Below are 18,641 nucleotides of genomic sequence, written 5' to 3'. Positions count from 1 at the left end.
GATGCAACCTTTTTTTGCGACATTTGTCGATTTAAGGACTTTATGTTTAAAAACAACACAATGTGCTTAAGATTTAAACAAAACTGGTGTCGGAATGTTCTTGTGCATTTCATTAGCCACAGCGGTTTGTTATCTTCATCCGGCTTGGGGTTAACCAAAAGATGAGAAACAATGAAAGCACGTTGGGCTAAGTTCGTACTCACAGGCGCGATGGTGGCACTTCTCGCGTCCTGCTCTTCTAAACCGACCGATCGCGGTCAACAGTATAAAGACGGAAAATTCTCTCAGCCTTTTTCCCTCGTTAATCAGCCTGACGCCGTGGGCGCACCGATCAATGCCGGAGACTTCTCCGAGCAGGTGAGCCAGATCAGAGGCTCTGCACCGCGCCTTTATGGCAACCAGAGCAGCGTCTATAACGCCATTGAAGCCTGGCTGCGCGCCGGGGGCGATACCCGCTCGCTGCGCCAGTTCGGCATTGACGCCTGGCAGATGGAAGGCACAGACAACTACGGCAACGTGCAGTTTACCGGCTACTACACGCCGGTGGTGCAGGCGCGCCACACCCGGCAGGGCGAGTTCCAGTATCCTATCTACCGCATGCCGTCAAAACGCGGCCGCCTGCCTTCGCGTGCAGAGATCTACGCCGGGGCGCTCAGCGAGAACTATGTGCTGGCTTACAGCAACTCGCTGATGGACAACTTCATTATGGATGTGCAGGGCAGCGGTTATATCGATTTCGGCGACGGCAGCCCGCTCAACTTCTTTAGCTACGCCGGTAAAAATGGTCATGCCTATCGCAGCATCGGTAAAGTGTTAATCGATCGCGGTGAAGTGAAGCGCGAAGATATGTCGATGCAGGCGATCCGCGAATGGGGCGAGAAGCACAGCGAAGCCGAAGTGCGTGCGCTGCTGGAGGAGAACGCCTCCTTTGTCTTCTTTAAACCGCAATCCTGGGCTCCGGTAAAAGGCGCCAGCTCCGTGCCGCTGATTGGCCGCGCGTCGGTTGCTTCTGATAAAACCGTGATCCCGCCGGGCACCACGCTGCTGGCGGAAGTGCCGCAGCTGGACAGTAAAGGCAAATTCAACGGCCAGTATGAGCTTCGCCTGATGGTGGCGCTGGATGTGGGTGGGGCAATTAAGGGCCAGCACTTCGACATCTACCAGGGTATCGGCGCAGAAGCCGGGCATCGTGCCGGCTGGTATAACCACTATGGCCGTGTCTGGATATTGAAGAACGCGCCGGGCGCGGGTCTGACGGGCAACGTCTTTAGCGGCTAAGGGAATGTGGTAAACTCTTCACCCCTTCCGGTCCCGGAGGGGGTTCTCTGTTTCAGCTTGAGGTTTCATATGTCAGCAGTAATCAGCGACGCCTGGCGCCAGCGCTTTGGCGGGACGGCGCGTTTGTATGGTGAAAAAGCGCTGCAGTGGTTTGCCGATGCGCATATCTGCGTGGTCGGCATCGGTGGCGTCGGCTCGTGGGTCGCCGAAGCGCTGGCGCGCACCGGAATTGGCGCCATCACGCTGATTGATATGGATGATGTCTGCGTCACCAACACCAACAGGCAGATCCACGCCCTGCGCAATACCGTTGGTGAAGCGAAAGCGGAAGTGATGGCCGCGCGCATTCGCGATATCAACCCGGAGTGCCGTGTCACGGTGATCGACGATTTCGTCACCGCTGATAATGTGGCACAGCTGATGAGCACCTCGTTCAGCTACGTGATTGACGCTATTGATAGCGTGCGGCCAAAAGCGGCGCTGATCGCTTATTGCCGACGCAATAAGATCCCGCTGGTGACCACTGGCGGCGCGGGCGGGCAGATCGATCCGACGCAGATCCAGGTGAGCGATCTGGCGAAAACCATTCAGGATCCGCTGGCGGCGAAGCTGCGTGAGCGGCTGAAGAGCGATTTCGGCGTGGTGAAAAACAGTAAAGGCAAACTCGGCATCGACTGCGTCTTTTCAACTGAAGCGCTGGTCTACCCGCAGGCGGATGGTTCGGTGTGTGCGATGAAAAGCAGCGCGGAAGGGCCAAAACGGATGGATTGCGCCGCCGGGTTTGGCGCGGCAACGATGGTGACCGCCACCTTTGGCTTTGTCGCGGTCTCCCATGCGTTAAAAAAACTGATGGCGAAAGCGCAGCGTCAGACCAGCGCCTGACGAGCCTGCTCCTGCACAGCGGCGGCCAGTGCCGCCAGCCCCTGGCTGCGCGAGGCGCTCAGCTGATTGCGCAACCCCAACTCATCAAACAGCGCCAGCGGATCGTTCTCTATAAGCGTCTGCGGGCGTTTGCCCTCAACCGCTGTTAGCAAGACCGCTAACAAACCGCGCACGATGCGCCCTTCGCTGTCGCCAAAAAAGTGCAGCGTGCCGTCGGGCAGAGGCGTTGAGCCGAGCCAGACGCGGTTTTCGCAGCCGGGGATCTCCTGCGCCTGCGCTTTTATCTCGTCCGTTGCGGCAGGCAACTGCTTGCCGAGCATAATCAGCTGGCGGTACTTCTCTTCCCACGCGTTGAGGGCGCCAAAGGTCTGGCGCATTCTCTCTTCAGTGACCACGGTGCCGAACGGATGTCCGGCGAATGCAGGGCTTGTCATCAATCCACCAATAGTTCCAGAGCACGGTCGACGGCGCTGACCAGCGCATCGACATCCTGTTGAGTATTATAGGGCGCAAATGAGGCGCGTAGTGTGCCGTTGACGCCAAGCGCGGCGAGCAGCGGCTGGGCGCAGTGCTGGCCCGCGCGCAGAGCGATGCCGTAACCCGCCAGCAGCGTCACCATATCGCTGTGATGCACGCCGTCAAACGTGAAGGCCAGCAGGCTGGAGTCCTGGCAGCGGAATGAGCGGAAACCGGGGCGCTGTGCCAGCTGCTCCTCCGCCAGCGTTGCCAGCCCACGGCTGTAGCGTTCCGCCTGCGCAATATCAATTCCGTTCAGCCACTCCAGCGCAGCGCTTAAGCCAATCACCCCCGCCACGTTAGGGGTGCCCGCTTCGAGCTTGTAAGGCACCGGCTGGGTGGTGAAACCCGCAAAGGTCACTTCGCTGATCATCTTCCCGCCGCCGAGCCACGGCGTCATCGCCTCCAGCAGTTCCGCTTTGCCATACAGCGCGCCAATGCCGTTTGGGCCATAGAGTTTATGACCGGAGAAGGCGTAAAAATCGATATCGAGTTGCTGCACGTCGGCAGGGAAATGAACCACGCCCTGCGCGCCATCGACCATCACCACCATGCCGGCCTGATGGGCAAGCGTAATGGCGCGGGCGAGATCCGGGCAGCCACCAGTGACGTTGGACATCTGTCCCAACGCCAGAATCCGGCTGCGGGAAGTGATAAGGGCAGGGAGCTGGTTAAGATCCGGCAGGCGATCGTCCGCCAGCGGCAGTTTCACCACTTTTGCGCCGGTCTGCTCCGCGACCATCAGCCACGGCACCAGGTTGGCGTGGTGCTCCGCCTCGCTGACAATGATCTCATCGCCAGGTTGTAAGCGCGGGTGGGCATAGCACTGGGCAACCATGTTGATCGCTTCCGTGGTGCCGCGCGTCCAGACAATATTTTTGCCGGAAGGGGCGTTGAGCAGCGTGGCGACCTGGCCGCGTGCGGCTTCGTAGCGGGCGGTGAGCTGCTGTGCTTCGGCAAACTGGCTGCGGTGAACATTGCCAGCGCTCAGGCTGTAGAACTGCTGCGTGGCGTCGATTACCGTCTGCGGTTTCAGCGCGGTCGCGGCGCTGTCAAGGTAGACACCCGCGTCGGCCAGCGCCGGAAACTGGGCGCGAAACTGCGAAGGATTAAATGCGTTCATACTTATCCTCATCTGTAGGCCGACGATGGTCGCGCACTTTTTTTCCGTGGGCAAGGGGATTGATAACCATCGGAATTATCTGTTTGTACTGGCGGAACTGCGTAAGCAGGTTATGCTGATAAGTGTAAGTAACGTGTTTGAGACTCTTCCAGTAAGAGTATTTCACAGCATTAATTGCCAGAATAAATCAAGGAGAAGAAGATGAAGAAGACTGCCGCAATTATTTCTGCTTGTACTTTAGCTTTCGCCCTGAGCGCCTGTTCCAGCCCGAACTACGCGTTGCACACCAACGATGGCCGTACAATCATTTCCGAAGGCAAGCCGAAAACTGACGACCAGACAGGAATGATTTCCTACAAAGACGCGAACGGTAATGAGCAGCAGATCAACCGTTCTGACGTGAAAGAGATGGTTGCTCTGGAGAAATAATCCCGGGCGCCAGGCAAAAAAAAGCACCGCAATTTGCGGTGCTACATTAATCACTATGGACAGACAGGGTAAATGTACAGGAAGTGAAAAAGGGGTAGCGTCGCTACCGGGGTCTGAAATGCAGACCAAATTGCAAACACAACAACACAACATCACATCCGTAAGCCAAAAGCCCTTCAGAATCTCAATTCCAAAACACTTTTCGTTCCGGCTTCAGGAAGTGGCGCCACTATAGGTATTTGCTGGTGCAACCTCAACGGACAATTTATAATGGCTCAGATAAAAAAAACTAATAGGTTAACTACTGTTTCCTGTTTGTTAAATTCAGTTTACATCTAAGCCTGATAAACCATGTCCAAGCGATTACCACCTCTTAATGCATTACGTGTTTTTGATGCCGCTGCCCGCCATTTAAGTTTCACCCGCGCGGCCGATGAGCTATTTGTGACGCAGGCCGCAGTAAGCCACCAAATCAAGTCTCTCGAGGATTTTCTCGGCCTGAAACTCTTTCGCCGTCGCAACCGTTCGCTGTTGTTAACGGAGGAGGGGCAGAGTTATTTTCAGGATATCAAAGAGATATTTTCCCAGCTTAACGAAGCCACCCGCAAATTGCAGGCGCGTAGCGCAAAGGGCGCGCTCACCGTCAGCTTGCTGCCCAGTTTCGCCATTCAGTGGCTGGTGCCGAGACTCTCCAGCTTTAACTCAGCTTATCCGGGAATCGACGTGCGCATCCAGGCGGTCGACCGCGAAGAGGACAAGCTCGCCGACGATGTTGACGTGGCGATCTTCTACGGTCGCGGCAACTGGCCGGGCCTGCGCGTGGAAAAACTCTATGCCGAATATCTGCTCCCGGTCTGCTCGCCGCTGCTGCTGACCGGCGAGAAGGCGTTAAAGACGCCGGACGATCTGGCGCGCCACACCCTGTTGCATGATGCTTCGCGGCGCGACTGGCAAACTTATACCCGTCAGTTGGGCGTTAACCTCAATGTCCAGCAGGGGCCGATCTTCAGCCACAGCTCGATGGTGCTGCAGGCGGCGATCCACGGTCAGGGCGTGGCGCTGGCAAACAATGTGATGGCGCAATCGGAGATCGAAGCGGGTCGTCTGGTCTGCCCGTTTAATGATGTGCTGGTGAGTAAAAATGCTTTTTATCTGGTTTGTCATGACAGCCAGGCAGAACTGGGTAAAATAGCGGCCTTTCGTCAGTGGATCCTGGCCAAAGCGGCAAGCGAGCAGGAGAAATTCCGTTTCCGCTACGAACAATAATTCGCGCGCGCAGGGCGCGTATGACTCTTGGGGAAGTAACATGACCAGCCGGTTTATGCTGATTTTCGCCGCAATAAGCGGTTTTATCTTTGTCGCGTTGGGCGCATTCGGCGCGCACGTGTTAAGCAAGTCACTCGGCGTCACCGAGATGAGCTGGATCCAGACCGGCCTTGAGTATCAGGCGTTCCACACCTTAGCGGTGTTCGGTCTTGCGGTGGCGATGCAGCGCCGCATCAGCATCTGGTTTTACTGGAGCAGCGTGTTCCTGGCGCTCGGCACCGTGCTGTTCAGCGGTAGCCTCTATTGCCTCGCGCTCTCCCATTTACGCCTGTGGGCGTTTGTTACCCCGGTCGGCGGCGTCTGCTTCTTAATCGGCTGGGCATTAATGTTAATTGGCGCAATTCGTCTGAAACGTAGGGGCGTTGTTCATGAATAAAGTGGTATTGCTGTGCCGCCCGGGTTTTGAGAAAGAGTGTGCAGCCGAAATTACCGATAAAGCCGGACGTCAGAACGTGTTCGGTTTCGCTCGCGTGAAAGAGAACGCGGGCTATGTCATTTTTGAGTGCTATCAGCAAGAAGATGCCGACAAACTGGCGCGCGAGCTGCCGTTCAGCTCGCTGATTTTTGCCCGCCAGATGTTTGTCGTCGGGGAACTGCTGCGCGACCTGCCGCCGGATGATCGCATTACGCCGATCGTCGGCATGCTGCAGGGCGTGGTGGAGAAGGGCGGCGATCTGCGCGTTGAAGTGGCCGACACTAACGAAAGCAAAGAGCTGATGAAGTTCTGCCGTAAGTTCACCGTCCCGCTGCGCGGTGCGCTGCGTGAAGCGGGCATCCTCGCGCGCAGCGACTCGGCGAGCCGCCCGGTGGTGCATATCTTCTTTATTGCACCAGGCTGCTGCTACACCGGCTACTCCTACTCTTATAACAACTCGCCTTTCTATATGGGCATTCCGCGCCTGAAGTTCCCGTCCGATGCGCCGAGCCGCTCGACGCTGAAGCTGGAAGAGGCGTTTCACGTCTTTATTCCTGCCGATGAGTGGGATGAACGCCTGGCGAACGGCATGTACGCCGTTGACCTTGGGGCCTGCCCTGGCGGCTGGACCTACCAACTGGTGAAGCGCAACATGTGGGTCTCGTCCGTGGATAACGGCCCGATGGCGCAGAGCCTGATGGATACCGGCCAGGTGACCTGGCTGCGCGAAGATGGTTTCCGCTATCGCCCGACGCGCAGCAACATCTCCTGGATGGTGTGCGATATGGTTGAAAAACCAGCTAAAGTGGCGGCGCTGATGGCGCAGTGGTTAACAGAAGGGTGGTGTCGTGAAACCATCTTTAACCTCAAGCTGCCGATGAAGAAGCGCTATGAAGAGGTCTCCAACAATCTCGCCTATATCCAGCAGCAGCTGGATGAGCACGGCATCGCCGCGCAGATCCAGGCGCGTCAGCTCTATCACGATCGTGAAGAGGTGACGGTTCATATTCGCAGAATGTGGGCGGCAGTGGGTGGACGCAGGGACGAGCGTTAATTCTTCTAAACGGAGCGGTGCTCAGACCCTTGCGTACTGCTCCTGTTCAGATAGCCTGCAACTACAACCTGCTGGCTTATTTTTTATTTCCCGTCCTGGCTAACTCTTTGACCAGCGGCAGCATAATCCGCATCACATCGCGGCTGCGGTGTTCAATTCGCCCCGGCAGCGCTTTATCGATATAGATCTGGTTATCAAGCCGCGCGCGGTGATAGCTCACGCCATCCGGAAACGCCTTCGACTTTGCCCGCTGCTGAGCGCCATCTTTATTCCCCAGAGACCAGTTGGCGGCTTCCACCGACAGCACCGGGATCATCGCATTATCAAACACCTGTGCGTCATGGCAGCAGGCGCTGCGCTTCTCCGCGCCCGCCGGGGCGCTTAACGCCTGAATGCCGTGCGAGCGGGCAATCGCCAGCGCGCGGTCGCGCGTCAGTTTGCGCACCGAGGCCGGGGTATTTTTCCCGCTGGTAAAATAGAGTTTGTCGCCGACGATCAGGTTATTGAGGTTAATCACCAGCAGGGTGTTTTTGCGCTCTTTCTCGCTCATGCGATCGAGAAAGCTCTTCGCGCCAAGCTGGCCCTCCTCTTCGCCGCTGGTGGCGACAAAGCGCACGGTGTACTCCGTCGGCGTCGTTTTCAGCGCCTGCGCCAGCTCAAGCATGACGCCAAGCGCCGCGGCATTGTCATCAATGCCCTGCAACGTTAAGCCACCCAGGTTGTTGTCAACATCGGCATCGCTTTGCGGCGCGTAGGTATCAAGATGCGCCATCACGATAATCTGCTGTGGCACGCGCCCTTCATGGGCGGCGATCACCGAACTGCCGGTCACATTCTGCCAGCTCTGCTGATTATCTTTGGTGCTGTAGCGGTAGCGGGTTTTGAACTTACGGATATCGCTCTGATAACCCATCTGGGAAAACTGCTGCTGGAGATAGTCCGCGCTGAGCATTTCGGCTGGCGTGCCGGTCATGCGGCCGGGAAAGAGGCTGGCGATATGTCGCGCCTGTTCATTTGCCATGTCACCGGGTTGGGAAGAGCGGGCAGCAACCGGAAGGATAAAGCATACGCCGAGCGCCAGGGCAGCGGTACGGAGGCGCAATGCGGAAAACATAGTGAGTCCTTTATGCAGCAAGATTTTAAACGGGCTTAGTATGAAACTGTGACGGAGTTTGCACAATTTCATTTGTCGTTAACCATGCGAAAAATCTCACCTTAAGCACTTTTTGGTATGAGCTTTCCCAGGCCTTTATTCTTTTGCGGAACTACTCATTCCAATTCGTAATTTCATTCGTTCTAACGCGCCCCCTATAGTCCCCCTATTGCTGGCTGTGAGTGAGTTACAACGTTGTGGATTACCTGCCTCTGTTTGCTGCTGTAAAAGACCGCCCTGTTTTAGTGATTGGCGGCGGTGAAATTGCCGCGCGCAAAATCACCTTTTTGCGCCGTGCGGGCGCGCACGTACAGATAGTGGCCAGACGACTCGATCCGCAACTGCAACAGCTTGCCGATGAGCAGGCCGTTCACTGGATAGCTACGGAGTTTGATGAGTCGCAGCTTGATGCGGTGTTTCTGGTGATTGCGGCTACCAACGATGCAGCCCTCAACCGCCGGGTATTTGACGCCGCCAACGCGCGCCATCGGCTGGTTAACGTGGTGGACGATCAGCCGCTCTGCTCCTTTATTTTCCCCTCTATTGTTGACCGTTCGCCGCTGATCGTCGCTATCTCCTCCGGCGGCAATGCACCGGTGCTGGCGCGTCTGCTGCGTGAAAAGATTGAGGCGCTGCTGCCGGGTAATCTCGGGCGGATGGCGGCTGTGGCCGGGCGCTGGCGCACGCGCATCAAAGCGTTTCGCCGCACCACCGACGATCGCCGTCGCTTCTGGGAGAGCGCCTTTCGCGGGCGTTTTGCCAGCCTGATGGCGGCAGGCGATGAGCCTGCGGCTGAGCGGGCGCTGGAAGCAGAGTTACAACAGCCGGGGTCGGCCAGCGGCGAGATCATTCTCGTCGGTGCCGGGCCGGGCGATGCGGGCTTGCTCACCCTGCGCGGTTTGCAGGTGATGCAGCAGGCCGATGTGGTCTTTTACGACCATCTGGTGAGCGATGCGGTGCTGGAGTTAACCCGCCGCGACGCGGAGAAGATCTGCGTTGGTAAACGGGCGGGCGTGCATGCGGTGCCGCAGCACGAAACCAATCGCATGCTTGTAGAAGCGGCGCAGGAGGGGAAAACCGTGGTGCGCCTGAAAGGCGGCGATCCCTTTATCTTTGGTCGCGGTGGCGAAGAGCTACAGGCGGCGGCTGAAGCGGGCATTCCGTTCCAGGTGGTGCCGGGCGTCACTGCGGCATCGGGCGCGACGGCGTATGCCGGTATTCCGCTGACGCACCGGGATTTCGCCCAGAGCGTCACCTTCGTGACCGGCCACTACAAAGCCGACAGCGCGCCGTTCGACTGGTCGCAGCTGGCGCAAAGCCGCCAGACGCTGGCGATCTATATGGGCACCATGAAAGCGGCCGAGATCAGCGCACAGCTGATTGCCCACGGGCGTGAGCGCACCACGCCGGTGGCGGTGATCTCCCGCGGCACGCGTGCCGATCAACAAATTACTACCGGCACATTAGAACAACTTGAGGAACTGGCTACAGGCGCGCCGATGCCCGCCCTGTTAGTGGTGGGTGAAGTGGTTGCGCTTCATCGCGAACTGGCCTGGTTCCAGCAAACGACAGCCACGGCGGCGTTTGACGCTTCCGTGATTAATCTGGCTTAAGGAAGGGATATGGACGAAAAACGACTCACTCACCTGCGACAACTGGAGGCGGAAAGCATCCATATCATTCGCGAAGTGGCCGCCGAGTTTGCCAATCCGGTGATGATGTACTCCATCGGCAAAGACTCCAGCGTGATGCTGCATCTGGCGCGTAAGGCCTTCTATCCGGGCACGCTGCCGTTTCCGCTGCTGCATGTCGATACCGGCTGGAAATTCCGCGAGATGTATGAATTCCGCGACCGTACCGCCAAAGCCTACGGCTGTGAGCTGCTGGTGCATAAAAACCCGGAAGGGGTGGCGATGGGTATTAACCCGTTCGTGCACGGCAGCGCGAAACACACCGACATTATGAAAACCGAAGGACTGAAGCAGGCGCTGAACAAATATGGTTTTGACGCCGCATTTGGCGGCGCGCGCCGTGACGAAGAGAAGTCGCGCGCCAAAGAGCGTATCTACTCCTTCCGCGACCGTTTTCACCGCTGGGACCCGAAAAACCAGCGTCCGGAGCTGTGGCATAACTACAACGGCCAGATCAACAAAGGCGAAAGCATCCGCGTTTTCCCGCTCTCCAACTGGACCGAGCTGGATATCTGGCAGTACATCTTCCTGGAAAATATTGAGATCGTGCCGCTCTATCTGGCCGCCGAGCGACCGGTACTGGAGCGCGACGGCATGCTGATGATGATCGACGATGACCGTATCGATTTGCAGCCGGGCGAAGTGATTGAAAAACGCATGGTGCGTTTCCGTACCCTCGGCTGCTGGCCGCTGACCGGCGCGGTGGAGTCCCACGCGCAGACGCTGCCGGAGATCATCGAAGAGATGCTGATCTCAACCACCAGCGAGCGTCAGGGACGCGTGATCGACCGCGACCAGGCCGGCTCGATGGAGCTGAAAAAACGCCAGGGTTATTTCTAAGGAGCCGCCATGAACACCACTATTGCACAACAAATTGCGGATGAAGGCGGCGTCGAAGCGTACCTGCATGCCCAGCAACACAAAAGCCTGCTGCGTTTTCTCACCTGCGGCAGCGTCGATGACGGCAAGAGCACGCTGATCGGCCGCCTGCTGCACGACACTCGCCAGATCTACGAAGATCAGCTCTCAACGCTGCACAATGACAGCAAACGCCACGGCACCCAGGGCGAGAAACTCGATCTTGCGCTGCTGGTGGATGGCCTGCAGGCCGAGCGCGAGCAGGGCATTACCATTGACGTGGCGTATCGTTACTTCTCCACCGAGAAGCGCAAATTTATTATTGCCGACACGCCGGGGCATGAGCAGTACACCCGCAATATGGCGACCGGTGCCTCCACCTGCGATCTGGCGATCCTGCTGATCGATGCGCGCAAAGGCGTGCTGGATCAGACCCGCCGCCACAGCTTTATCTCCACGCTGCTTGGCATAAAAAACCTGGTGGTGGCGGTGAACAAGATGGATCTGGTGGAGTTCAGCGAAGCGACCTTCGATTCTATTCGCCAGGATTACCTCACCTTTGCCGAACAGTTGCCGGGCGATCTCGATATTCGCTTTGTGCCGCTCTCGGCGCTGGAGGGCGACAACGTTGCCAGCCAGAGTGACAAGATGACGTGGTACAGCGGCCCGACGCTGCTGGAGATGCTCGAAACCGTTGAAATCAAACGCGTGGTAGAGAGCCAGCCGATGCGCTTCCCGGTGCAGTATGTTAACCGTCCGAACCTCGATTTTCGCGGTTTCTCCGGCACGCTGGCCTCCGGCGTGGTCAAGGTCGGGCAGCGCATCAAAGTGCTGCCGTCGGGTGTGGAGTCAACCATCGCACGTATCGTCACCTTTGATGGCGATCTGCAGGAAGCGGGCGCGGGCGAAGCGATCACCCTCGTGCTGAAAGATGAGATTGATATCAGCCGCGGCGATCTGATCCTCGACGCGCAGGAAACACTGCCATCGGTTCAACGCGCCTCGCTGGATGTGGTGTGGATGGCGGAGCAGCCGTTGCAGGCGGGCCAGAGTTTTGAGGTCAAAGTGGCAGGTAAGAAAACCCGCGCGCGCATCGACGCCGTGCAGTACCAGGTGGATATCAACAACCTGACCCAGCGCGAAGTGGAAAATCTGCCGCTGAACGGTATCGGGCTGGTCGACGTCACCTTTGATGAGCCGCTGACCCTCGACCCTTATCAGCAGAACCCGGTGACCGGCGGAATGATCTTTATCGATCGCCTGAGCAACGTCACCGTTGGCGCCGGCATGGTGCGTGAAGTACACACCGATGCGCAGGTTGTGCCGTCGGAGTTCAGCGCCTTTGAGCTGGAGCTGAACCAGCTGGTGCGTAAACACTTCCCGCACTGGGGCGCGCGCGATCTGCTGGGAGGCAAGTAATGGCGCAGCATGACGAAAACGTCGTCTGGCATGCCCATCCGGTAACGCCGCAGCAGCGCGAACAGCTTCACGGTCACCGTGGGGTTGTGCTCTGGTTTACCGGGCTTTCCGGCTCCGGTAAATCGACCGTCGCGGGGGCGCTGGAAGAGGCGCTGCACCGCGCGGGCGTCAGCACCTATCTGCTCGATGGCGATAACGTGCGTCACGGCTTGTGCAGCGATTTAGGCTTTAGCGATGCGGATCGTAAAGAGAACATTCGCCGGGTCGGCGAAGTGGCGAAGCTGATGGTCGAATCGGGGCTGGTGGTGTTGACCGCCTTTATTTCGCCCCATCGCGCCGAGCGGCAGATGGTGCGTGAACGCCTCGGCGCTGGACGCTTTATCGAGGTGTTTGTCGATACGCCACTAGCGATTTGCGAAGCGCGCGATCCGAAAGGGTTATACAAGAAAGCCCGCGCCGGTGAGCTGCGTAATTTCACCGGCATTGATTCGGTGTATGAGGCGCCAGAAGCGCCGGAAGTGCACCTCGATGGCGAACAATTGGTAACAAATTTGGTCAGCCAATTATTAGACCTGCTGCGGCAGGGAGATATTATCAGATCCTGAGACGGTACTGGCGATACACCCACTCTTCAGGCTTTAGCGAGTTTGCTTTTCGCGCCGTCTGAACAGGTGTGTATCGCGTTTACCGGTCGTGCAGGCAACAGGATCAGATATGCGTAACAGTCACAACATTACCCTCCCGCGGTCATCGTCTCTTCCCCCGACCGCCGACGAACCCACATGGTCGCTTCCGGGTGCCATCGTGGGCTTTGTCGCATGGCTGCTGGCGCTGGCAATCCCTTTTCTTTTATACGGCTCCAACACGCTCTTTTTTCTTCTCTATACCTGGCCCTTTTTTCTCGCCCTGATGCCGGTCTCGGTGGTGGTGGGAATTGCCTTGCATTCGCTGCTTGATGGTAGGCTGCGTTACAGCTGTATGGCGACGCTGCTCAGCGTGGCGGCAATGTTTGGCCTCCTTTTCCTCTGGCTGGTGGGCTAAGGCGCGCCATACTTCAAGGTGTAACGCCTGTTAAGGCAATGTGTCCGGGTTCGGATTGCTCAACATTTATGATAAAGTCTGGCGCTTGCGCGGTATCACCCGGCCCCGAAGTGGAGTCTGACGAAAAGTTATGGGATGATGATGCCGTTTTTCAGGGGGCAGGATGGGTAAATTAACGCTGCTTTTGCTGGCTTTGCTGGTCTGGCTGCAATACTCGCTGTGGTTCGGCAAAAATGGTCTGCACGACTACGGCCGCGTCAGCGAAGATGTGGCGGCTCAGCAGGCGACAAACGCAAAACTAAAAGCGCGCAACGATCAGCTGTTTGCCGAAATTGACGATCTCAATGGCGGCCAGGAAGCGATCGAGGAGCGTGCTCGTAATGAGCTGACCATGACGAAACCGGGCGAAACCTTCTATCGTCTGGTGCCGGACGCGTCAAAGCGCGCGGCAGGCTCAGCGCAGAACACACAAAACACGCAGAATACGCAAACTAGACCATAAACAGTCCCGGGTTAACGAATGGCAACACTCATTCCGGACGTCTGTGCCGTGGTGCCGGCCGCCGGATTCGGCCGCCGCATGCAAACGGAATGTCCAAAGCAGTATCTCTCCATCGGCGATAAAACCATCCTTGAGCACGCGGTCGCCGCGCTGCTCGCCCACCCGTGCGTCAGCCGGGTGATTATTGCCGTCAGCGCGGGCGATGAACGCTTCGCGCAGCTTCCTCTGGCCAACCATCCGCAGATTACGGTGGTAAACGGCGGTGCGGAACGTGCCGATTCGGTGCTGGCCGGGCTGAAAGCCGCTGCCGGTGCGCAGTGGGTGCTGGTGCATGACGCCGCACGCCCCTGCCTGCACCAGGACGATCTCAACCGACTTCTCGCCCTGCGTGAGACCAGCCGGGTCGGGGGCATCCTCGCCGCGCCGGTGCGTGACACCATGAAACGCGCCGAGCCGGGCAAAACCGCTATCGCTCATACCGTTGAGCGCAATGATCTCTGGCACGCCCTGACGCCGCAGTTTTTCCCGCATGCGTTACTCCACGACTGCTTAACCCGCGCGTTAGATGAAGGCGCAACCATCACCGATGAAGCCTCGGCGCTGGAGTATTGCGGCTATCATCCCGAGCTGGTCGCCGGGCGTGCGGATAATATTAAAGTGACCCGACCCGAAGATTTACGACTCGCAGAATTTTATCTGACCCATGCAGACCTTCAGGAGAAAGCATAATGCGCATTGGACACGGTTTTGACGTACACGCCTTTGGCGGCGCTGGCCCGATTATTATTGGCGGCGTGCGCATTCCCTATGAACAGGGGCTGCTGGCGCACTCCGACGGCGATGTCGCCCTGCATGCGTTAACCGATGCGCTTCTCGGTGCGGCGGCGCTGGGGGATATTGGTAAGCTCTTCCCGGATACCGACCCGGCTTTTAAAGGCGCGGACAGCCGCGAGCTGCTGCGCGAAGCCTGGCGACGCATTCAGGCCAAAGGCTATACGCTTGGCAACGTGGATGTGACCATCATCGCCCAGGCACCGAAGATGTTGCCGCATATTCCGCAGATGCGCGTCTTTATCGCCGAAGATCTCGGTTGCCATATGGATGACGTCAACGTCAAAGCCACCACAACCGAGAAGCTCGGTTTCACCGGGCGCGGCGAAGGCATTGCCTGTGAAGCGGTGGCGCTGTTAGTGAAGGCGGCGAAATGACGGAATTTGATAATCTCACCTTCCTGCACGGCAAACCTGGCGGCAGTGGCATCCTGAAGGCCAGCCCGGAGGATTTCGTCGTGGTGGAGGATCTGGGCTTCGAGCCAGACGGCGAAGGTGAGCATATTCTGGTACGAATTCTGAAAAATGGCTGCAATACGCGTTTTGTTGCTGACGCTTTAGCGAAATTCCTTAAAATTCATGTGCGTGAAGTGAGCTTCGCCGGTCAAAAAGATAAGCATGCCGTAACGGAACAGTGGCTTTGTGCCCGCGTACCGGGTAATGGTATGCCGGATCTCAGCCAGTTCACGCTCGAAGGCTGCAACGTGCTGGAGTATGCCCGCCATAAGCGCAAACTGCGTCTCGGCGCGCTGAAAGGCAACGCCTTTACGCTGGTGCTGCGTGAAGTAAGCGACCGCTCAGAGGTTGAATCACGTTTAAAGGCTATCGCGGAACAGGGCGTACCCAACTATTTTGGCGCACAGCGTTTTGGCATTGGCGGCAGCAACCTGCAGGGCGCGCTGCGCTGGGCGCAAAGCGACGCGCCGGTTCGCGATCGTAACAAACGCAGTTTTTGGTTGTCCGCCGCGCGCAGCGCGTTGTTTAATCAGGTGGTCAGCGAGCGGCTGAAGAAACCAGACTTCAATCAGGTTGTTGTCGGCGATGCGCTACAATTAGCGGGTCGCGGCAGCTGGTTCGTGGCGACCAATGAGGAGCGCGACGAGTTACAGGCGCGGGTCGATGCGAAAGCGCTGATGATTACCGCGCCGCTGCCGGGCCGCGGCGAGTGGGGAACACAGGACGCGGCGCTGGAGTTTGAGCAGCAGGCAGTTGCTGACGCGCCAGAGTTACAGACGCTGCTGGTGAGAGAAAAAGTGGACGCTGCGCGCCGTGCGATGTTGCTCTATCCGCAGGCGCTCAGCTGGAACTGGTGGGATGACGCCACCGTCGAGGTACGTTTCTGGCTACCGGCGGGGAGTTTTGCCACCAGTGTGGTCAGGGAACTTATCAACACATCGGGTGATTATGCGAATATTGCTGAGTAACGATGACGGGATCCACGCGCCGGGTATCCAGACGCTGGCCCGTGCTCTTAGGGAGTTTGCCGACGTTCAGGTCGTGGCTCCCGATCGTAACCGCAGCGGTGCGTCTAATTCGCTGACGCTCGAATCTTCGCTTCGTACTTTTACCTTCGATAACGGCGACATCGCCGTGCAGATGGGCACGCCGACGGACTGCGTCTTTCTCGGCGTGAACGCATTAATGCGCCCGCGCCCGGATGTGGTGGTTTCAGGCATCAACGCCGGGCCGAACCTCGGCGATGATGTTATTTACTCCGGTACCGTTGCTGCCGCGATGGAGGGCCGCCACCTCGGCTTTCCGGCGTTAGCCGTCTCTCTTAATGGTCACACCCACTATGAAACCGCCGCTGCGGTCACCTGCGCCATCCTGCGTGGGCTGAGCCGCGAGCCGCTGCGCACCGGGCGCATTTTGAATATCAATGTCCCGGATCTGCCGCTGAGTGAAATCAAAGGCATTCGTGTGACGCGCTGCGGCAGCCGCCATCCCGCTGACCAGGTGATCCCGCAGCAGGATCCGCGCGGCAACACTCTCTACTGGATTGGCCCGCCGGGGGAGAAGTGCGATGCCGGTCCCGATACCGACTTCGCCGCCGTTGATGAGGGCTATGTTTCCGTTACGCCGCTGCACGTAGATTTGACCGCCTACAGTGCACAAGAGGTGGTATCAGGTTGGTTGGAACGCGCCGGGGTGAATACGCAATGGTAAGCAAACGCATCCAGGATCTTCTCAATCAGCTACGCGCGCAGGGCATCAAAGATGAACAGGTGCTTGAGGCGCTGTCGCGGGTGCCGCGCGAGAAATTTATCGACGAGGCGTTTGAACACAAAGCGTGGGAAAACGTCGCGCTGCCCATTGGTCAGGGGCAAACCATCTCCCAACCCTATATGGTCGCGCGCATGACGGAGCTGCTTGAGCTGACGCCCGATTCGCGCGTACTGGAGATTGGCACCGGTTCCGGTTACCAGACGGCGATCCTCGCGCATCTGGTGCACCATGTCTGCTCCGTTGAGCGGATTAAAGGGCTGCAGTGGCAGGCGCGTCGCCGCCTCAAGCAGCTCGATCTGCACAATGTCTCCACGCGTCACGGTGATGGCTGGCAAGGATGGCAAGCACGCGCGCCATTTGACGCTATTATTGTGACAGCCGCTCCGCCTGAAATTCCCGCCGCGCTGATGTCGCAGCTGGATGACGGCGGCATTCTCGTTTTGCCCGTGGGCGACGAACTCCAGCAGTTGAAGCGGGTTCGTCGGCGGGGAAGCGAATTTATTATCGATACCGTTGAAGCCGTGCGCTTTGTTCCGCTTGTACGCGGTGAACTGGCCTGAGTTACAGATTTATCCTGGGTATTTCGGGCCATAACAGCGTATTGTGGGCAAATTTGCCGTCGAGCTTCGCGGTTATCTTTAAGTCATTGGTAATTTACATAATATTGGGGGAAAAATGAGCGCGGGAAGCCCGAAATTCACCGTACGCCGTGTCGCGGCATTGTCACTGGTTTCGCTTTGGCTGGCAGGGTGTTCAAATTCCAACAATACTCCGGCACCGGTCAGTTCCGTAGGCGGAAGCGCCAGCGGCAGCGACAACTCCGGCATGCTCATTACGCCGCCGCCTGCCATGAGCACTAACGCACAGCAGCCGCAAATGCAGCAAGTTCAACCGGTACAGCCTGTTCAACCGGTACAGCCGGTGCAGCCAATGCAGTCTCAACCTGTCCAGGCGCAGCCGGTACAGACGGTAGATGGTCACATTGTCTATAACCGCAAATACGGCAATATCCCGAAAGGGAGCTACACCGGCGGCAGCACCTATACCGTAAAACGGGGCGATACCCTCTTCTATATTGCCTGGATCACCGGCAACGATTTCCGTGACCTTGCACAGCGCAACAATGTGGCTGCGCCGTATGGTTTGAACGTCGGGCAGACGTTGCAGGTAGGAAATGCATCTGGTACACCTATCACAGGCGGAAATGCAATAACGCAGGCTGATGCATCGGAACAAGGAATAGTCTCAAAAACTGCGCAAAATTCAACCGCGGTGGTTGCTTCGAAACCGACAATTACGTATTCTGAGACTTCAGGTGAACAAAGTGCTAATAAAATGTTGCCGAACAACAAGCCTGCGACACCTGTCACAGCGCCTGTTACGGCACCATCCGTTAGTACAACAACCGAACCGACTGTCAGCAGTACAACAACCAGCTCGCCGATTTCAACCTGGCGCTGGCCAACTGAAGGCAACGTTATCGACAACTTCTCTGCCACCGAGGGTGGTAACAAGGGTGTCGATATCGCAGGCAGTAAAGGACAGGCTATCATCGCGACCGCAGATGGACGCGTAGTATATGCCGGTAACGCACTGCGCGGTTACGGTAATCTTATCATCATAAAACACAACGATGATTACCTGAGCGCCTACGCCCATAACGACACAATGCTGGTCCGGGAACAACAAGAAGTGAAGGCGGGGCAAAAAATAGCGACTATGGGTAGCACCGGAACCAGCTCTACACGCTTGCATTTTGAAATTCGTTACAAGGGGAAATCCGTAAACCCGCTGCGTTATTTGCCGCAGCGATAAATCGGTGCAAAGCAGGTGAGGTCATTCTCACTTATTCCGTTGCAGTGAGCGCTAATGCCGCTGCAGCGGAGGTAAATGAGAAT

21 protein-coding genes are annotated in these 18,641 nt (G+C 57.6%); 18 read left to right on the top strand and 3 right to left on the bottom strand.

What is annotated here, in order from left to right:
• Positions 1–171 precede the first annotated feature (171 nt).
• A complete protein-coding gene (gene mltA / locus BWI95_RS05605; protein ID WP_054803751.1) occupies positions 172–1,278 on the top strand; it encodes a murein transglycosylase A in 1,107 nt (368 codons plus the stop codon).
• 69 nt (positions 1,279–1,347) lie between these two features.
• The gene (gene tcdA / locus BWI95_RS05600) at positions 1,348–2,160 is read left to right on the top strand and encodes a tRNA cyclic N6-threonylcarbamoyladenosine(37) synthase TcdA (protein WP_076769141.1); all 813 of its coding nucleotides are present in this window, start codon (positions 1,348–1,350) and stop codon (positions 2,158–2,160) included.
• Here the strand turns inward: tcdA and csdE are convergent.
• Together csdE and csdA are read right to left on the bottom strand one after the other, a co-directional pair.
• Positions 2,145–2,594: a cysteine desulfurase sulfur acceptor subunit CsdE gene (gene csdE / locus BWI95_RS05595; protein WP_076769140.1), complete on the bottom strand. Its 450-nt coding sequence runs from the start codon at positions 2,592–2,594 to the stop codon at positions 2,145–2,147. The two genes, tcdA and csdE, sit on opposite strands and share 16 nt — an antisense overlap.
• Entirely contained in the window at positions 2,594–3,799 is a 1,206-nt protein-coding gene (csdA, locus tag BWI95_RS05590; protein WP_054803750.1) for a cysteine desulfurase CsdA, read from the bottom strand. Before csdA ends, csdE begins: the two co-directional genes overlap by 1 nt.
• 201 nt (positions 3,800–4,000) lie before the next feature.
• On the opposite strand from csdA, the gene BWI95_RS05585 reads away from it, so the two are divergent.
• From BWI95_RS05585 to rlmM, 4 genes are all read left to right on the top strand, one after another.
• On the top strand, positions 4,001–4,228 hold the full coding sequence (locus BWI95_RS05585; RefSeq protein ID WP_023481080.1) for a YgdI/YgdR family lipoprotein: 228 nt from the start codon (positions 4,001–4,003) through the stop codon (positions 4,226–4,228).
• A gap of 351 nt (positions 4,229–4,579) precedes the next feature.
• Complete coding sequence (gene gcvA / locus BWI95_RS05580) at positions 4,580–5,494, top strand: glycine cleavage system transcriptional regulator GcvA (protein WP_023481079.1); 915 nt, start codon at positions 4,580–4,582, stop codon at positions 5,492–5,494.
• Positions 5,495–5,534: 40 nt separating this feature from the next.
• Complete coding sequence (locus tag BWI95_RS05575) at positions 5,535–5,930, top strand: DUF423 domain-containing protein (RefSeq protein WP_023481135.1); 396 nt, start codon at positions 5,535–5,537, stop codon at positions 5,928–5,930.
• Entirely contained in the window at positions 5,923–7,023 is a 1,101-nt protein-coding gene (gene rlmM, locus BWI95_RS05570; protein WP_054803749.1) for a 23S rRNA (cytidine(2498)-2'-O)-methyltransferase RlmM, read from the top strand. Before BWI95_RS05575 ends, rlmM begins: the two co-directional genes overlap by 8 nt.
• A gap of 76 nt (positions 7,024–7,099) precedes the next feature.
• On the opposite strand, the gene BWI95_RS05565 is transcribed toward rlmM, so the two are convergent.
• Entirely contained in the window at positions 7,100–8,137 is a 1,038-nt protein-coding gene (locus BWI95_RS05565) for an aminopeptidase (RefSeq protein ID WP_076769139.1), read from the bottom strand.
• Between the two features lie 245 nt (positions 8,138–8,382).
• Here BWI95_RS05565 and cysG point away from each other — a divergent pair, with 245 nt between their 5' ends.
• The 12 genes from cysG to nlpD all read left to right on the top strand — a co-directional run bounded on the left by cysG (position 8,383) and on the right by nlpD (position 18,558).
• Positions 8,383–9,789 carry a siroheme synthase CysG gene (cysG, locus tag BWI95_RS05560; protein ID WP_167552479.1) on the top strand — a complete coding sequence of 469 codons (1,407 nt, stop codon included), beginning with the start codon at positions 8,383–8,385 and terminating at the stop codon, positions 9,787–9,789.
• Positions 9,790–9,798: 9 nt separating this feature from the next.
• Positions 9,799–10,707, top strand: coding sequence for a sulfate adenylyltransferase subunit CysD (gene cysD / locus BWI95_RS05555; protein ID WP_023481127.1), 909 nt, complete (start codon positions 9,799–9,801; stop codon positions 10,705–10,707).
• Positions 10,708–10,716: 9 nt separating this feature from the next.
• Positions 10,717–12,144: a sulfate adenylyltransferase subunit CysN gene (cysN, locus tag BWI95_RS05550; RefSeq protein WP_054803747.1), complete on the top strand. Its 1,428-nt coding sequence runs from the start codon at positions 10,717–10,719 to the stop codon at positions 12,142–12,144.
• Positions 12,144–12,749 carry an adenylyl-sulfate kinase gene (gene cysC / locus BWI95_RS05545; protein ID WP_076769138.1) on the top strand — a complete coding sequence of 202 codons (606 nt, stop codon included), beginning with the start codon at positions 12,144–12,146 and terminating at the stop codon, positions 12,747–12,749. The genes cysN and cysC overlap by 1 nt, the downstream gene beginning before the upstream one ends.
• A 109-nt stretch (positions 12,750–12,858) precedes the next feature.
• Positions 12,859–13,185: a DUF3561 family protein gene (locus BWI95_RS05540; protein ID WP_076769137.1), complete on the top strand. Its 327-nt coding sequence runs from the start codon at positions 12,859–12,861 to the stop codon at positions 13,183–13,185.
• 163 nt (positions 13,186–13,348) lie between these two features.
• The gene (gene ftsB / locus BWI95_RS05535; protein WP_023481120.1) at positions 13,349–13,687 is read left to right on the top strand and encodes a cell division protein FtsB; all 339 of its coding nucleotides are present in this window, start codon (positions 13,349–13,351) and stop codon (positions 13,685–13,687) included.
• A gap of 18 nt (positions 13,688–13,705) precedes the next feature.
• Positions 13,706–14,416 carry a 2-C-methyl-D-erythritol 4-phosphate cytidylyltransferase gene (gene ispD / locus BWI95_RS05530; protein WP_076769136.1) on the top strand — a complete coding sequence of 237 codons (711 nt, stop codon included), beginning with the start codon at positions 13,706–13,708 and terminating at the stop codon, positions 14,414–14,416.
• Complete coding sequence (gene ispF, locus BWI95_RS05525) at positions 14,416–14,895, top strand: 2-C-methyl-D-erythritol 2,4-cyclodiphosphate synthase (RefSeq protein ID WP_042713710.1); 480 nt, start codon at positions 14,416–14,418, stop codon at positions 14,893–14,895. Before ispD ends, ispF begins: the two co-directional genes overlap by 1 nt.
• Positions 14,892–15,941: a tRNA pseudouridine(13) synthase TruD gene (gene truD / locus BWI95_RS05520; protein ID WP_054803746.1), complete on the top strand. Its 1,050-nt coding sequence runs from the start codon at positions 14,892–14,894 to the stop codon at positions 15,939–15,941. The genes ispF and truD overlap by 4 nt, the downstream gene beginning before the upstream one ends.
• Positions 15,922–16,683, top strand: coding sequence for a 5'/3'-nucleotidase SurE (gene surE / locus BWI95_RS05515; RefSeq protein WP_054803745.1), 762 nt, complete (start codon positions 15,922–15,924; stop codon positions 16,681–16,683). The genes truD and surE overlap by 20 nt, the downstream gene beginning before the upstream one ends.
• Entirely contained in the window at positions 16,677–17,303 is a 627-nt protein-coding gene (locus BWI95_RS05510) for a protein-L-isoaspartate(D-aspartate) O-methyltransferase (protein ID WP_023481101.1), read from the top strand. Before surE ends, BWI95_RS05510 begins: the two co-directional genes overlap by 7 nt.
• A gap of 166 nt (positions 17,304–17,469) precedes the next feature.
• Positions 17,470–18,558: a murein hydrolase activator NlpD gene (nlpD, locus tag BWI95_RS05505; protein ID WP_232045220.1), complete on the top strand. Its 1,089-nt coding sequence runs from the start codon at positions 17,470–17,472 to the stop codon at positions 18,556–18,558.
• Positions 18,559–18,641 lie beyond the last annotated feature (83 nt).

Source organism: Kosakonia cowanii JCM 10956 = DSM 18146 (assembly GCF_001975225.1).
GTDB lineage: Bacteria > Pseudomonadota > Gammaproteobacteria > Enterobacterales > Enterobacteriaceae > Kosakonia > Kosakonia cowanii.
This window is presented reverse-complemented; position numbering and strand designations above follow the sequence as displayed.

Coding starts and splice junctions, on each gene's coding strand:
- cysN (WP_054803747.1), top strand. CDS start 10,717: ATGAACACCACTATTGCACAACAAATTGCGGATGAAGGCGGCGTCGAA.
- truD (WP_054803746.1), top strand. CDS start 14,892: ATGACGGAATTTGATAATCTCACCTTCCTGCACGGCAAACCTGGCGGC.
- surE (WP_054803745.1), top strand. CDS start 15,922: ATGCGAATATTGCTGAGTAACGATGACGGGATCCACGCGCCGGGTATC.
- cysC (WP_076769138.1), top strand. CDS start 12,144: ATGGCGCAGCATGACGAAAACGTCGTCTGGCATGCCCATCCGGTAACG.
- csdE (WP_076769140.1), bottom strand. CDS start 2,594: ATGACAAGCCCTGCATTCGCCGGACATCCGTTCGGCACCGTGGTCACT.
- tcdA (WP_076769141.1), top strand. CDS start 1,348: ATGTCAGCAGTAATCAGCGACGCCTGGCGCCAGCGCTTTGGCGGGACG.
- ftsB (WP_023481120.1), top strand. CDS start 13,349: ATGGGTAAATTAACGCTGCTTTTGCTGGCTTTGCTGGTCTGGCTGCAA.
- ispD (WP_076769136.1), top strand. CDS start 13,706: ATGGCAACACTCATTCCGGACGTCTGTGCCGTGGTGCCGGCCGCCGGA.
- rlmM (WP_054803749.1), top strand. CDS start 5,923: ATGAATAAAGTGGTATTGCTGTGCCGCCCGGGTTTTGAGAAAGAGTGT.
- ispF (WP_042713710.1), top strand. CDS start 14,416: ATGCGCATTGGACACGGTTTTGACGTACACGCCTTTGGCGGCGCTGGC.
- mltA (WP_054803751.1), top strand. CDS start 172: ATGAAAGCACGTTGGGCTAAGTTCGTACTCACAGGCGCGATGGTGGCA.
- BWI95_RS05575 (WP_023481135.1), top strand. CDS start 5,535: ATGACCAGCCGGTTTATGCTGATTTTCGCCGCAATAAGCGGTTTTATC.
- gcvA (WP_023481079.1), top strand. CDS start 4,580: ATGTCCAAGCGATTACCACCTCTTAATGCATTACGTGTTTTTGATGCC.
- BWI95_RS05565 (WP_076769139.1), bottom strand. CDS start 8,137: ATGTTTTCCGCATTGCGCCTCCGTACCGCTGCCCTGGCGCTCGGCGTA.
- cysD (WP_023481127.1), top strand. CDS start 9,799: ATGGACGAAAAACGACTCACTCACCTGCGACAACTGGAGGCGGAAAGC.
- BWI95_RS05540 (WP_076769137.1), top strand. CDS start 12,859: ATGCGTAACAGTCACAACATTACCCTCCCGCGGTCATCGTCTCTTCCC.
- BWI95_RS05510 (WP_023481101.1), top strand. CDS start 16,677: ATGGTAAGCAAACGCATCCAGGATCTTCTCAATCAGCTACGCGCGCAG.
- csdA (WP_054803750.1), bottom strand. CDS start 3,799: ATGAACGCATTTAATCCTTCGCAGTTTCGCGCCCAGTTTCCGGCGCTG.
- BWI95_RS05585 (WP_023481080.1), top strand. CDS start 4,001: ATGAAGAAGACTGCCGCAATTATTTCTGCTTGTACTTTAGCTTTCGCC.